Origin of the sequence: Kribbella sp. NBC_01510 (genome assembly GCF_045040325.1) — a bacterium.
In the GTDB taxonomy this organism is placed as follows: Bacteria; Actinomycetota; Actinomycetes; order Propionibacteriales; family Kribbellaceae; genus Kribbella.
The window spans coordinates 6,207,217-6,220,101 of sequence record NZ_CP109418.1; the positions used below are offsets into that span (position 1 = coordinate 6,207,217).

General features: G+C 69.0%; 14 protein-coding genes. 12 read left to right on the forward strand and 2 right to left on the reverse strand.

The genetic code is table 11. The features are described 5' to 3' along the window. Positions 1 to 110: 110 nt before the first annotated feature. The gene (locus OG558_RS30775) at positions 111 to 662 is read left to right on the forward strand and encodes a MarR family winged helix-turn-helix transcriptional regulator (RefSeq protein ID WP_405066102.1); all 552 of its coding nucleotides are present in this window, start codon (positions 111 to 113) and stop codon (positions 660 to 662) included. Positions 663 to 689: 27 nt separating this feature from the next. Here OG558_RS30775 and OG558_RS30780 read toward each other — a convergent pair whose 3' ends face one another. Together OG558_RS30780 and OG558_RS30785 are read right to left on the reverse strand one after the other, a co-directional pair. Next, positions 690 to 1,346 carry a response regulator gene (locus OG558_RS30780; protein ID WP_405066103.1) on the reverse strand — a complete coding sequence of 219 codons (657 nt, stop codon included), beginning with the start codon at positions 1,344 to 1,346 and terminating at the stop codon, positions 690 to 692. Between the two features lies 1 nt (position 1,347). Then, positions 1,348 to 2,709 (reverse strand): sensor histidine kinase, encoded by a 1,362-nt coding sequence (locus tag OG558_RS30785; RefSeq protein ID WP_405066104.1) that lies wholly within the window; start codon positions 2,707 to 2,709, stop codon positions 1,348 to 1,350. Positions 2,710 to 3,086: 377 nt separating this feature from the next. On the opposite strand from OG558_RS30785, the gene OG558_RS30790 reads away from it, so the two are divergent. The 11 genes from OG558_RS30790 to OG558_RS30840 all read left to right on the forward strand — a co-directional run bounded on the left by OG558_RS30790 (position 3,087) and on the right by OG558_RS30840 (position 12,858). Then, on the forward strand, positions 3,087 to 4,112 hold the full coding sequence (locus OG558_RS30790; RefSeq protein WP_405066105.1) for an ABC transporter substrate-binding protein: 1,026 nt from the start codon (positions 3,087 to 3,089) through the stop codon (positions 4,110 to 4,112). Between the two features lie 11 nt (positions 4,113 to 4,123). After that, positions 4,124 to 4,936 (forward strand): ABC transporter ATP-binding protein, encoded by an 813-nt coding sequence (locus OG558_RS30795; RefSeq protein ID WP_405066106.1) that lies wholly within the window; start codon positions 4,124 to 4,126, stop codon positions 4,934 to 4,936. Then, positions 4,933 to 5,712 (forward strand): ABC transporter permease, encoded by a 780-nt coding sequence (locus tag OG558_RS30800; RefSeq protein ID WP_405066107.1) that lies wholly within the window; start codon positions 4,933 to 4,935, stop codon positions 5,710 to 5,712. Before OG558_RS30795 ends, OG558_RS30800 begins: the two co-directional genes overlap by 4 nt. 118 nt (positions 5,713 to 5,830) lie before the next feature. Then, positions 5,831 to 6,919, forward strand: a complete 1,089-nt coding sequence (locus OG558_RS30805) for an Ldh family oxidoreductase (protein ID WP_405066108.1) — start codon at positions 5,831 to 5,833, stop codon at positions 6,917 to 6,919. Beyond that, positions 6,919 to 7,314 (forward strand): RidA family protein, encoded by a 396-nt coding sequence (locus OG558_RS30810; protein ID WP_405066109.1) that lies wholly within the window; start codon positions 6,919 to 6,921, stop codon positions 7,312 to 7,314. The genes OG558_RS30805 and OG558_RS30810 overlap by 1 nt, the downstream gene beginning before the upstream one ends. A 160-nt stretch (positions 7,315 to 7,474) precedes the next feature. After that, entirely contained in the window at positions 7,475 to 8,203 is a 729-nt protein-coding gene (locus OG558_RS30815; protein WP_405066110.1) for a GntR family transcriptional regulator, read from the forward strand. Next, a complete protein-coding gene (locus OG558_RS30820; RefSeq protein ID WP_405066111.1) occupies positions 8,200 to 8,928 on the forward strand; it encodes an SDR family NAD(P)-dependent oxidoreductase in 729 nt (242 codons plus the stop codon). The genes OG558_RS30815 and OG558_RS30820 overlap by 4 nt, the downstream gene beginning before the upstream one ends. Positions 8,929 to 8,931: 3 nt before the next feature. Next, a complete protein-coding gene (locus OG558_RS30825; RefSeq protein WP_405066112.1) occupies positions 8,932 to 10,491 on the forward strand; it encodes an FAD-dependent monooxygenase in 1,560 nt (519 codons plus the stop codon). After that, positions 10,488 to 10,877 (forward strand): cupin domain-containing protein, encoded by a 390-nt coding sequence (locus OG558_RS30830; protein WP_405066113.1) that lies wholly within the window; start codon positions 10,488 to 10,490, stop codon positions 10,875 to 10,877. Before OG558_RS30825 ends, OG558_RS30830 begins: the two co-directional genes overlap by 4 nt. Before the next feature lies 1 nt (position 10,878). Beyond that, positions 10,879 to 11,778 (forward strand): amidohydrolase family protein, encoded by a 900-nt coding sequence (locus OG558_RS30835; protein WP_405066114.1) that lies wholly within the window; start codon positions 10,879 to 10,881, stop codon positions 11,776 to 11,778. Positions 11,779 to 11,919: 141 nt separating this feature from the next. Next, on the forward strand, positions 11,920 to 12,858 hold the full coding sequence (locus OG558_RS30840; protein ID WP_405066115.1) for an alcohol dehydrogenase catalytic domain-containing protein: 939 nt from the start codon (positions 11,920 to 11,922) through the stop codon (positions 12,856 to 12,858). Positions 12,859 to 12,885 lie beyond the last annotated feature (27 nt).

The window sequence follows — 12,885 nt, forward strand, 5'->3', positions numbered from 1 at the left end:
TCTCCATCGGAGTGTGAGAGGGGTTAGGCTGTTCTGAAGATAGTCTGTGAAGCAGAACATATTCAAGTCAGATCGTATTCCGAGTGGCATACACCACGTACGATGGGAACGTGAGCAGTTCTTCGCCCGAGGTCGCGACCCGGGCCACCCGAGAGGCCGAGCCCGGGACCGCCAGCGGCGCGCCCGTGGAGTCCGACCTCGGTTGGGCGCTGGGCGTGGTGTTCCGGCGGTACGCGAAGGCGGCGGCCGCCGCGCTGGACGACATACCGGGCGGGCCGCGGGGTTACCAGGTCCTGGCGACCACGAACTCCGAGGGCCCCAAGCGCCAGCTGGATCTGGCCGCGCTGCTCGGCGTGGACCGGACGGTGATGACCTACCTGCTGGACGACCTGGAGAAGGCGAGTCTGGTGCAGCGCCAGGCCGATCCGGCCGACCGGCGGGCGCGGCTGATCGTGCCGACCGAGCAGGGCTTGGAGACGCTCTGCGACCTCGAGCGTCGCCTGGCCACCGCAGAGCAGGAGGTGCTCGGCATCCTCGACGAGTCGGAGCGCTCCAGCTTCCGCCTGCTCCTGCAGCGGGTGGCGATGAGGGCCGACGCGATCGACCCGCTGCACAACGCGTGCGTCCTGGCCGACGACTCCGTCGACCTGGCCGACACCTAGGCCGACCCAGCCGACACCCAGGCCGACTCACTGCAGCGGTACGAAGCCTGACTCGTACGCGCGGATGACGGCCTGCGTGCGGTCCCGGGCGTTCAGCTTGGCCAGGACGTTGGCGACATGCGTCTTGACCGTCTGCAGTCCGAGGATCAGCTCCTCGGCGATCTCCGCGTTCGACAGGCCGCGGGCCATCAACCGCAGCACCTCCTGCTCGCGATCGGTCAGCTGGTACTCGTCCAGGCCGGTCGGCCGGGATGCGTGCGTGCCCACGTGCGCCAGCGCGAGGGCCCGGATCGCTTCAGGGAACAACAGCGACTCGCTCCCGGCGACCGTGCGGATCGCGGCGATGATGTCGTCCGGCGGCGTCCGCTTGAGCAGGAATCCGGACGCGCCGGCGCGGAGTGCGTCGTACACGTAGTCGTCGTTCTCGAACGTCGTGACAACCAGGACGCGCGGCGCCGGGTCGAGGTTCTCCAGCAGCAACCGGGTCGCCTGGATGCCGTCCACGGCCGGCATCCGGACGTCCATCAGCACGACGTCGGGGCCGGTCCGGCGGACCACCGGGAGCACCTCCGCGCCGTCACCGGCCTCACCGACGACCGTCAGGTCGGGCTCGGCGTTGATGATGGCGCGCAGCCCGCTGCGGATCAGCGGCTCGTCGTCGACCACGACCACCGACACGTTCATGTCATCCCTTCGTCGTCACGCTGACCGGCAACGTGACCGCGAGCCGCCAGCTGTCTCCGGTCAGGCCGGCATCCACGGTCCCGCGCAGTACGGCGACCCTTTCACGGATGCCGGCCAGTCCACGGCCGCCGCCCGCGTGGTCCGCCGGACCGTCGACCGGCCCGCTGACGGGGTTCGTCACGACCAGCCGCAGTCCGGTGGCGTCGAGCCGGATCGACAGGTCCACGCTGAGCGCATCGGCAGGGTGACCGGCGTGCCGGATCGCGTTGGTCAGGCCCTCCTGGATGATCCGGTACGCCTCCCGGGACAGCGCCGCCGGCAGCTGGTCGAGATCGCCGGAGCGTTCGAGCTCGACCGTGATCCCGCCGGCCCTGGTCGCGTCGACCAGCCGGTCGAGCTCGCCGAGTGTCGCCTGGGGACGGGTCCGGGAACCCGGCCGCCGGTCGTCCCGGAGCAGGCCGAGGACGTGGTCGAGGTCGGCCAGCGCGGCCCGGGCGGACGCCTCCATCGCGGCCAGCGCGGTCTCGGCGAACTCCGGATCGGTCGCCAGCACCCGGCGCGCGGCGGCGGCCTGGATGGTGACCAGACTCAGGGCGTGCCCGACGCTGTCGTGCAGCTCCCTGGCCAGACGGTTGCGCTCGGCAAGGGTTGCGGTCTGCCGCTCGAGCAGCTCGATCCGCTCCGCGGCGGTCGGGCCGAGGACGCGCGGCGCCAGGTGGGCGAGCAGCGCGCCGACCGCGGCGGACAGCATGAACAGCACGACGATCCCGGCGAGCGCGGCCGCCGGCAACCAGATGTCGGTCCAGGTGCCGCTGATGTCGTACGACATCCCAGGGACGATGTCGTGCGGGCCGGGGGAGCGGAACGGCGCCGCGAGCCACATCGCGCCGACCCCGAACACGATCGTGCTGAGGATGCCGACGACACCGCCGGCGACCAGGTGCAGGCAGAACCAGACCGCCGTACGCCGTCGTTGGGCTCCGGTCCGCGCCGGACCGAGCGGGCGCTCCTCGAACCGCACGTCGAGCAGCGACTCGACCGCGATGCCCTCGACCTCGCGAACCGCCGGCAGCATGCCGAGCACGAGCGGCGGCCCGGCCACCAGGATCGCGAGGACGATGCCGGCGGCAACATTCGGCAGCTGGAGATCCTCGACCACCGAGCCGAGAGCACTGTCCACCAGGATGAACGCCAGGACCAGCGCGGCGCCGAGCAGCAGATAGACCCAGCGCAGGTACGTCGACGTCCGGACCAGGCTGGTCACCGCGTGTCCGGCGTACGACGCCCAGCGGCGCAGCGGCGACGACCGGCGACCCGGCTCGCGCGCGGGACGCGCCGACCCACGCACCAGTCCGTCCGTCACCCCCTCATCGTGTCAAATCCCGTCTCCGGCCACCTCCCTCCCCGGAGGGATCGCGGGGAACCCTCTGGATCCGGCGCCCCTCGGAGGGTGGCCTGAGTCGCCCGGAAGTGAGGGTTAACGCAAATTTGACGGGGTAGGGACGGGTTCGGAGCCGGTGGACGTCGCGATCTGCTGTCCGGACGGGTACGGTCTGTGGTCGGGGCGGGATGCCGGTCCGACCACGGACAGGTATGGGGAGCGGCTCCAGGACAGGTGGCCGGTAGGCTCGGCGAGGATCGGCGCGGTGGATGTGAAATCACCGTGAAGTCCCCGGAGGGCCGATTGACCACCTTTCCATATTTGATGTTTGATCAAATATCGGAACGAGAGAGGTCGATATGAGGTTGAGGCGTTCCGTCATCGCACTGGTGGCGGTCCTGGGGCTCGCCCTGGTCAGTGCTTGTAACAACGGTGACGACAAGAACAAGGCAGCGGACAGCGGCCTGACGAAGGTCAGCTACCTGACCTCGTTCAACACCTTCGGCCGGGAGGCCTACGCCTATGTGGCCCTGGACAAGGGCTACTTCAAGGACGCCGGCTTCGACGTCACGATCAACCCGGGCTCCGGCACGGTCGACGTGATGAAGCTGGTCGCCGGCGGCCAGGCCGACTACGGCATCGGCGACTTCACCGCGGTCGTCATCACCCTGGGCAAGCAGAAGCTGCCGGTCACCACGGTCGGGATGATCCACCAGCGGTCGATGGCCGCGATCATGTCGCTCGAGGGCTACGGCATCAACACGCCGAAGGACCTGGTCGGCAAGCAGATCGGCGACCAGCCGGGCTCGACCAACACGGTGATGTTCCCGGTCTACGCCAACGCGGTCGGCATCGACCCGAACTCGGTCAAGTTCATCCCGTCGCCGCCGCCGGCGCTGCCGAACCTGCTCGCCACCAAGAAGGTCGACGGCATCGGCCAGTTCGTGGTCGGCCAGCCGCTGATCGAGAAGGCCGACCCGAAGCACCGCAAGGCCATCACGCTGTCGTACGGCAAGGCTCTGCCGGACCTCTACGGCAATGCGATCATCACCCGGTCCGACCTGGCCAAGGACCACCCGGACCAGGTGAAGAAGTTCACCGGTGCGCTGCTCAAGGGCCTGCAGGACACCGTCGACGACCCGGCCGGGTCCGCCGCGATCCTGAAGAAGTACGTGCCGAACACCGATCTCGAGGTCGCCACCAAAGAGCTGACCATCATGAAGGACTACACCAAGCCGAGTGACTTCAAGGGCCCGCTCGGTGAGGTCGATGTGGACCGGGTGAAGACGATCATCAAACTGCTCGAGAACGCGAAGGCGATTCCGCAGCCCGGCTCGGTGACTCCGGACGACGTGGTCACCGTCAGCCTCGCTCCGAAGGCCTGAGAATCCTGTCGATGATCCAGCTGGACGGTGTCGGGCAGGTCTTCGACGGACGCGAGGGCCAGGTCACGGCTCTCGAGAAGATCGACCTGCACGTCCGCGACGGCGAGTTCGTCACGCTGATCGGCCGGTCCGGGTGTGGCAAGTCCACCCTGCTCCGGCTGATCGCGGGACTCATCTCCCCGACGTCCGGTGCGGTCCAGGTGGCGGGCGAGCCCGTCACCGGGCCGCGCCGGGACGTCTCGTTCATGTTCCAGCGCCCGGCCCTGCTGCCGTGGCGGTCGGTGCTGTCCAACGTGATGCTCCCGATCGAGATCGACGGGGGCGCCGGCGACCGGCGGGAGTCCCGGGGCCGGGCGGCGTACCGGGACCGGGCCCACGAGTTGCTCGAGATGGTCGGCCTGCAGGGGTTCGAGCGGCGGCTGCCGCACGAGCTGTCCGGCGGCATGCAGCAGCGCGTGTCGCTGTGCCGGTCGCTGATCCGCGACCCGCAGGTGATGCTGATGGACGAGCCGTTCTCCGCGCTCGACGCGCTGACCCGGACCGAGCTGTCCGAGGAACTGCAGCGGATCAAGATGGAGCTGTCCACCACCATCGTGTTCGTCACCCACTCGATCGAGGAGGCCATCGTGCTGGCCGACCGGGTCGTCGTGCTGACGCCGCGGCCGGGCCGGATGCGTGAGGTCGTCGACATCGACATCCCGCGGCCGCGCAGTCTCGGCCAGGACGCACACCTGACCGAGGTGGCGCAGATCAGTGTCCGGCTGCACGGACTGCTGGCCGAGAAGACCGCGCAGCGCCCGGTCGACGAGGCGCGGCAGCGATGAGCAAGCGCTCCTGGCTGACCGGTTCACCGGCCGCCGCCGTCGTCCTTCCGATCATCGGCCTGATCGGCGCGATCGCGCTGTGGTGGCTGGCCACGATCGTGTTCTCGATCGAGCCGTTCCTGCTGCCCGGCCCGGGTGATGTGATCAGCAAGTTCTCCGAGCAGCCGGTGTACCTGCTGAAGGAGACCGGGGTCTCGTTGCTGGAGACGATCGAGGGCTTCGTCCTGGCGATCGTGATCGGTGTGCCGATCGCGATCGTGATCGTCCGCTCGGCGGTCCTCGAGCGCCTGGTCTACCCGCTGCTGCTGATGGTGAACGCGATCCCGAAGATCGCGGTCGCGCCGCTGCTGGTGGTCTGGATGGGCTTCGGGCAGTTGCCCAAGGTCGTGATGGTGCTGCTGATGTGCTTCTTCCCGGTGGTCATCTCGACCGCGCAGGGGATGAAGTCGACGCCGGTGGAACTGGTCGAGTTGCTCCGGTCGCTGAACGCGAGCCGGGCCCAGGAGTTCTTCAAGCTGCGGCTGCGCTACGCGATGCCGCAGATCTTCACCGGCTTGAAGGTGGCGATCTCGCTGGCGGTGATCGGTTCGGTGATCGCCGAGTTCGTCGGCGCCACCCGCGGTCTCGGCTACGTGATCCAGCAGTCCGGCGCGAGTGCCGACACCACGCTGGCATTCGCCGCGATCACCCTGCTGAGCATCATGAGCATCGTCTTGTTCTACAGCCTGGTCCTGCTCGAGCACCTCTTGCTCCCGTGGGCGCAGGAGGCCCGATGACCGTGCTTTTGGCCGGGCCTTCGGCGCCGGCGTGGTCATCGGGCCTTGGCTCCCGGCCTTCCCTCGTCGCTCCGGTCGCTGCGCTCCCTGCGCTCCTCAGTCCAGGCCGGGAGGCCCGATGACCGCTCAAGCCTCCGACGCGGATCCGCGCGTTCTGGTCCGGCCTGCGTGGCTGGAAGCGACTGTCTCGGCGGTGTTCAGTGCGCTCGGCTTCGACCCGGCCGACTCGGCGAAGATCGCCGCCGCGCTGGTCGAGGCCGACCTGCGCGGCGTGAGCTCGCACGGCGTCATGCTCGTCCCGATGTACGTCGAGCGCCTGAACGCCGGCGGCGTCACCCGCGAACGCGAGCTGGACATCCTGTACGACGCCGGCGCCGCGATGGTCGTGGACGCGCGCGGCGGCATGGGGCAACTGTCCAGCCCGCAGGCGATGGGGCACGCGATCGAACGGGCCGGTCAGTTCGGCATCGGCCTGGTGTCGGTCCGCAACGCACATCACTTCGGTGCGGCCAGCCGCTGGGCCATGCAGGCCGGTCAGGCCGGGTGTATCGGTATCGCAATGTCCAACACCACGCCGTTGATGCCGGCCCCGGGCGGGGCCGAGCGGATCGTCGGCAACAACCCGCTGGCGATCGCGGTGCCGACGTCGGCCGGCGTGGAGATCGTGCTCGACATGGCCCTGTCGGCCGTTGCCCTGGGCAAGATCCGGCTGGCGGCGTCGGCCGGCCGGCCGATCCCGGACACCTGGGCGACCGACCCGTCGGGGATCCCGACCTCGGACCCCGACGAGGCCGTGCTCGGGATGTTGCTGCCGGCCGCCGGTCACAAGGGCTTCGGGCTGGCGCTGATGATCGACGTACTGACCGGCGTGCTGAGCGGCGGCGGCTGGGGCGACCAGGTCCGGCCGCTGTACCGGGAGCCGGACCGGCCGAACGACTGTGCCCACCTGTTCCTGGCCATCGACCCGGAGCTGATGGGCGGCGTGGAGAGCTTCCGGCGGCGCTCGTCCGGGCTGGCCGCGCGGGTCCGGGGCAGTGCGACGGCGCCGGGGGTGAACCGGCTGCATCTGCCGGGGGAGATCGAGGCGGACCGGGCAGCACATCAGCGGCGGCACGGCGTACTGATCGAGAGGTCGGGGCTCGACGGGCTGCTGGCGGCCGCGCGGGTGGTCGGTGCCGTCGTTCCGGCGGGAGGGTTACTAAGCTGATGGCGAAGACACAGGTTTCGACGACCGCGCTGCACACCCCGAACGGGGTGTTCTCGCAGGCGACCACGATCGAGGCGACCGGGCGGTTGGTGTTCGTCTCCGGGATGACCGCGCGCCGCCCGGACGGCGGCATCGCCGGCGTCGGCGACATCCGGGAGCAGACCCGGCAGGTGTGTGAGAACGTGCGGGCCGCGGTTCAGGCGGCCGGTGGCACACTCGCGGACGTCTGCCGGGTGGATGTGTACGTGCGCAACATGGAGGACTTCGCCAAGATCCACGAGATCCGGGCGCAGTACTTCGCCGAACCGCTGCCGGCCTCGACCATGGTCGAGGTCAGCAAGCTCGCGCACCCTGACTACCTGATCGAGATCAACGCAATCGCGGTGATCTCGTGACGGTGTTTTTGGCCTCGCCTCCGGCTCGGCGCGGTCATGGGGCTTTGCTCCCGCCCTTCCCTCGTCGCTCCAGTCGCTTCGCTCCCTGCGCTCCTCAGTCCAGGGCGGGAGGCCCCATGACCGGGGGTGATGTACGTGCGTGGCGTCGAGTGGACCTGAGATGAGCGGGCCGTTGGAGTTGCTTCCAGGTGGGGGCAAGGGCGGGCGTCGTACGCTCGCGGAGCACGCCGCGGCCGAGTTGCACCAGCTGATTCTGTCCGGTGAGCTTCCCAGCGGTACGCCGTTGCGCCTGGTGGAGCTGGCGAATCGGCTGGAGATGAGCCAGATGCCGGTCCGGGAAGGACTCCGCCGACTCGAGGCGCTCGGACTGGTCGAGATCATCCCGCACCGCGGTGCATGGGTGCGCGATCTGTCGCTGGAGGACCTGCGCGACACCCACGAGACCCGGCTGGCCCTGGAGTCGCTGGCAGTCCGTGCCGCCGCGGGGCGGTTCACCAGTGACGACTTCGAGAAGGCGGCGGCCGCACTGGCCGATCACCTCCAGCTCTCCCGGGCGAACGACTCGGCGGGTGCCCGGCAGGCGCATGCGGACTTCCACTTCGCCATCTACCGGGCGAGCGGGTCGCAGTGGTTGCCGCGAGCGATCGAGCCGGTCTGGCAGAACAGCGAGCGGTACCGGTTCGGCAGCCGGCCAACCGCCTTCCTGATCGAGCGGAACCGGCAGGAGCACCAGGCCATCCTGGACGCCTGTCTCGCGCGCGACTCGGACGGGGCCGAGCAGGCCTTGCGCAACCACCTCGCCGGCGCATTCCAGCGGATCACCGAGACTATGACGAGTCGGGCCGAGGGGAAGCAGCACGAGACGTCGAAGCAGAAGGAGACGTCATGAAGGTGAGCTTCGACGCGACAGGTGAGGTCGTCGTGATCACCGGTGGTGCGCAGGGCATCGGTGCGGCGCTGGCCGCGGCCGTGAACGCCGCCGGGGGCACGGCGGTGGTCTTCGACGTCGTGAAGCCGGCCGACGCTGCGGTCGAGTACGTCGAGGTCGACGTGGCGGACCGGTCCTCGTTGCAGGCGGGTGTCTCGGCTGTCGTCGACCGCTACGGCCGGATCGACGGACTAGTCGCCGGAGCGGCTGTCCAGCCTCGGTCGCCGGTGCTGGAGATGGACCCGGCCGAGTGGACCAGGACTCTGCAGGTGAACCTCGACGGAGTGGTGTGGACGTGCCAGTCCGTCGTACTGCACATGGTGGCGCGGCGGTCGGGATCGGTGGTCGTGTTCACGTCGGGCATGGCTGTCACCGGGTACGCCGGTGCGGCGGCGTACGCGTCGAGCAAGGCCGCACTGATCGCCTTCGCCAAGACACTGGCCGCCGAGGTGGTTCAGCACCGGGTCCGCGTGAACGTGGTCGCGCCGGGCGTCATCGACACCGAGCAGTTCCGTACTGCGAACGCGGGTGCGGACCGGGAGCACTGGCACGACACCATAGGTATCGGCGACCCCGAGGACGTGGTCGGGCCGTTGCTGTTCCTGCTGTCCGACGCGGCCGCGATGACCGGGTCGGTGCTGACCCGGGAACGTGCCTTTGCCAAGCTCACGAGGTTTGCGGAGTGATGAGTGACTGATCAGCTTCCCGTCGCGGTAGTCGGTGCCGGACCGATCGGCCTCACCACGGCCCTCGGCCTGGCGCACTACGGCGTACCGTACGTGCTGCTCGAGGAGGACGCCGTCCTGTCCTCGGACACCAAGGCCGGTACGACGCTCAGCCGGACACTGGAGATCTGGAACCGGTACGGCGTCGTCGACGGGATCCTGGCGGCCGCACTGCGGATCGACGAGATCGGTGACATCGACCGGGCCACCAACACGCCCCGGGCGTCGGTGCAGCTGGCCGAGCTGGTCAACGACACGCAGTTCCCGTTCGTGATCAACCTGCCGCAGCAGAAGATGGAGCCGATCCTCGCGGCGGCGCTGGAGCAGCCGGTGCTGACCCGGCACCGCCTGCTGTCGTTCGACGTCCTGGACGACCGGGTAGTGCTGCAGGTGGAGACGCCGGACGGGCCGCGGGACATCGAGGCCTCGCATCTGCTCGCATGTGACGGTGGCCGGAGCAAGATCCGCGACGCGCTCGGTGTGAAGGTGGTGGGGGAGACCCTGCCCGAGCGGTACATGCTGATCGACGTCCTGGTGGATCTGGACGTCAGCAACGCGCGCGACTACCCCTATCTCGCGTACTTCGCGGACCGGTCCGAGTGGATGGTGCTGATCCGGCAGCCCGACAACTGGCGCTTCCTGTTCCCGCTCGCTGCCGGGGCAGAGCCGCCGGACGACGAGGACCTGCTGGTGAAGGTGAAGCAGTTCATCGGCGAGGTGGACCGGATCGAGCTGATGGGCTCGGTGGTCTACAACGTGCACCACCGGGTCGCCGAGCAGTGGACCAAGGACCGCAAGGTGTTCCTGATGGGCGACGCGGCGCACCTGATTACGCCGATGTGGGCGCTGGGCCTCAACACGGGTGCGCTGGACGCGTCGAACCTGCCGTGGCGCCTGGCGTGGGTGCTGCGTGGCTGGGCGGAGCCCTCGCTGCTGGACGGGTACGAGCAGGAGCAGCGGCCGGTGGCGATCGAGGGCTCGGGTGAGATGGCCGAGGCCGCGCGCAAGTACATGGCCCAGCAGCGTGGTGCCGTCACCGAGGACACGGGTGCTTGGGCGACGGCGTACAACCGCACGCTGCTGAGTGTCCGGCTCGACGTTGACGGTGTGGGCGACTGGTCGATGGTCGCGACCAGCGCCGAACCTCCGGCTGTCCGAGCGGGTGACCGGGCCCCTGACCTGGTCCTGCAGAGTCCGACCGGCCGGACCACGATCCACGACCTGTGCCGGGACTCGTTCGTCGCGCTGTACTTCACCGACGTACGGCGGCGTCCGGACATCCCGTTGAACGACTCGCCGGCGTTGAAGCACTACGCCGTCTCCCGGTGGGACGCACCGCACGACTCCGGCCTGCGGGACCGCGCTCTGTTCGATCCGGGCAGCGTTGCCACGAACAGGTACGGTGTGCCGCCGGAGAGCGTCGTACTGGTTCGGCCGGATGGACACATCGCTGCCGTGGCTCCGCTGAGCGCCGGTGTGGCCGAGGAGCTCTACACCCGGACCACCGGCCGGGAGGCCCCATGACCTTCGACGAGCCGCTGCGAGAGGTTTTGCTGCAGACAGAGGACCTGGAGTGGGTGGAGAAGTCACTCGCCGGGCTGTCACACAAGATGCTGTGGCGCGATCCGGAGACCGAGGCGTCGATCGCGCTGGTGCGGTTCGAGCAGGGGTCGGGGATCCCGTCGGAGCACAAGCACGCGTCGAACCAGTTCATGTTCTGCCTGTCCGGGCGGTACGTGTACCTGCCGACCGGGACGACGCTGACCAAGGGCAGCTTCTACTGGAACCCCAAGGGGTGCGCGCACGGGCCGACGCTCGCCGAGGAGACCTCCATCCTGCTGGAGGTGTACGACGGCCCGCACTACCCGGAGCGGCCGGAGTTCTACGACAACGACGAGGACGCCCGCTGACATGGCCGGCTGGGACGTCCACACGCACCTGATTCCGCCGACAGTGCTGACGGCGGCGCACCGCGGTGAGTTCGGTCTGTCGATCGACAGCGGCCAACTGGTGGTCGACGCGCAGCGGCTGCCGTTGGGGCGCCTGGCTGACCCGGCTGCACTGCTGCAGTGGATCGCCGACCAGGAGTTGGACGGTGCTGTGGTGTCCGTTCCGCCGGCTTTGTTCCGGTACGACGCCGGCGTGGAGTGGGCCGAGCTGGTGAACCAGGGCCTTCGGGAGCTCGTCACACCCCAGCTGCGCGTCCTCGGCCAGCTGCCACTGCTCGATCCGTCCGCACCGGCCGTGGCCGCGGCCCTGGCCGGTGAAGGTGTCTTCAGCGGCTTCGCCCTCGGTACGCCGAGCTACGCGGGACTGGAGCCGGTGTGGCGGGTGCTGCACGAGCTGGAGGCGTTCACTCTTGTTCATCCGGGTCCCAGTGACGACAAGCGGCTCGATTCGTTCTACTTGTCGAATCTGTTGGGGAATCCGTACGAGACCGGGGTGGCCGCGGCGTCGCTGGTCTTCGCGGATGTGCCGGGGCGGTTTCCGGGGATCCGGTTCTGCCTGTGCCATGGGGGTGGTGTGACGGCGACGCTGGCCGGACGGTGGCAGCGCGGCATCGATCAGGGCCGGCCGGGGATCGATCCGCTGTCCCTGTCGGTGGCGGAGGCGCTGCGCCGGTTCTACGTCGACGATCTCGTGCACGACGACGCCGTACTGGAGCTGCTGACGAAGACGTTCGGGGCCGAGCGGGTGCTGGCCGGGAGCGACTGGCCGTTCCCGATGGGCAGTGACGTGGTGTCGGCCGCGCGATCCGGCGCGGCCGGGGAACTGACCAGGCCGCTGGCGAAGGAGGTTGTCGCCTCGTGAGACAACGCTTTCGGCAGCGCCTAGGTGTGATCAGATATCAAATTGTGAACGGGGAAGAGGCATGATCGAGCGAAGCGAGATCATCATCGAGCACAGCGTGCATTGCGCCTCATCCGCGCCCGGAGCGAAGCGAGGACGTGGATGAGCTTGCGGGGGATCGTAGTGCGGAGTCACGGGCCTGGAGAGCAGTTGAAGGCCGAGGAGATCGAGCTCGTCGCCGAGACGGGCGAGACGCTGGTGGAGATGCGGCTGGCCGCGGTGACCCAGCAGGACAGGTCGGTGCTGGCGGGCAAGCAGCCCAGTACGCCGTTCACGCCGGGCTCAGAGGGAGCCGGAGTCGTTGTCAGCTCTGGCGTGTTCGAGGCCGGCACTGCGGTGGTGGTTCGGGGCGACGGTGTCGGTGTGACCAGGCCCGGTCTGTGGGGCCGGTACGCCGTCGTACCGGATGCCGCCGTACATCGTCTGCCGTCGGGTCTGGAGCCGACGGCCGCTGTCGCGTTGTTGACACCTGTGCTGACGGCCCATACCGCAGTACGACGTGTTGCCGAGGTAGCCGAGCGCGAGACAGTGGTGGTCACCGGAATCACGAGTCTGCTCGGTCGGCTGTGTGCCGCGGTGGCCCGGTCGGCCGGGGCGGCCAAGGTGATCGGACTGGCGTGGACCGGTGAGTCCGTCGAGTCCGCGGCCGGATTGGTCGACCAGATCGTCCGGGTGGACTCGCTGGGGCAGGTCGGTCGCGAGCTGTCCTGGTGTGACGCCGCCATCGACACTGTGGGTGGTCCGGTGACCAGTGGGGTGCTGGGGCACATCAGTCCGGGCGGACGGGTCGCCGTACTGGGTTACCACGCCGGTGAGTTCGCCACGATCGATCTGCATCAGCTGATCGGCCGGGACCTGCGAGTGCTGCCGGTGAATCTGCAGCGGACCAACCTCGAGCCCGGTGCGGTCGCTCAGGCGCTCGCGGATGTCGCGACGGCGCAGTGGCGACCGGAGTTCGAACTGCTGCCCGCGGACCGTGTCGGTGAGGTGCTGGATCCGCAAGCAGGACGGGTTTTGCTGGACCTGACGGCGCTGAGCTGACTGCCCTCTGCGGGCTGGCTGGCCTAG

What these genes read in the sequence shown, in the direction of transcription:
- OG558_RS30780 (WP_405066103.1), bottom strand. Translation starts at nt 1,346, where the DNA reads ATGAACGTGTCGGTGGTCGTGGTCGACGACGAGCCGCTGATCCGCAGC.
- OG558_RS30790 (WP_405066105.1), top strand. Translation starts at nt 3,087, where the DNA reads ATGAGGTTGAGGCGTTCCGTCATCGCACTGGTGGCGGTCCTGGGGCTC.
- OG558_RS30795 (WP_405066106.1), top strand. Translation starts at nt 4,124, where the DNA reads ATGATCCAGCTGGACGGTGTCGGGCAGGTCTTCGACGGACGCGAGGGC.
- OG558_RS30800 (WP_405066107.1), top strand. Translation starts at nt 4,933, where the DNA reads ATGAGCAAGCGCTCCTGGCTGACCGGTTCACCGGCCGCCGCCGTCGTC.
- OG558_RS30805 (WP_405066108.1), top strand. Translation starts at nt 5,831, where the DNA reads ATGACCGCTCAAGCCTCCGACGCGGATCCGCGCGTTCTGGTCCGGCCT.
- OG558_RS30810 (WP_405066109.1), top strand. Translation starts at nt 6,919, where the DNA reads ATGGCGAAGACACAGGTTTCGACGACCGCGCTGCACACCCCGAACGGG.
- OG558_RS30815 (WP_405066110.1), top strand. Translation starts at nt 7,475, where the DNA reads ATGAGCGGGCCGTTGGAGTTGCTTCCAGGTGGGGGCAAGGGCGGGCGT.
- OG558_RS30820 (WP_405066111.1), top strand. Translation starts at nt 8,200, where the DNA reads ATGAAGGTGAGCTTCGACGCGACAGGTGAGGTCGTCGTGATCACCGGT.
- OG558_RS30830 (WP_405066113.1), top strand. Translation starts at nt 10,488, where the DNA reads ATGACCTTCGACGAGCCGCTGCGAGAGGTTTTGCTGCAGACAGAGGAC.
- OG558_RS30835 (WP_405066114.1), top strand. Translation starts at nt 10,879, where the DNA reads ATGGCCGGCTGGGACGTCCACACGCACCTGATTCCGCCGACAGTGCTG.
- OG558_RS30840 (WP_405066115.1), top strand. Translation starts at nt 11,920, where the DNA reads ATGAGCTTGCGGGGGATCGTAGTGCGGAGTCACGGGCCTGGAGAGCAG.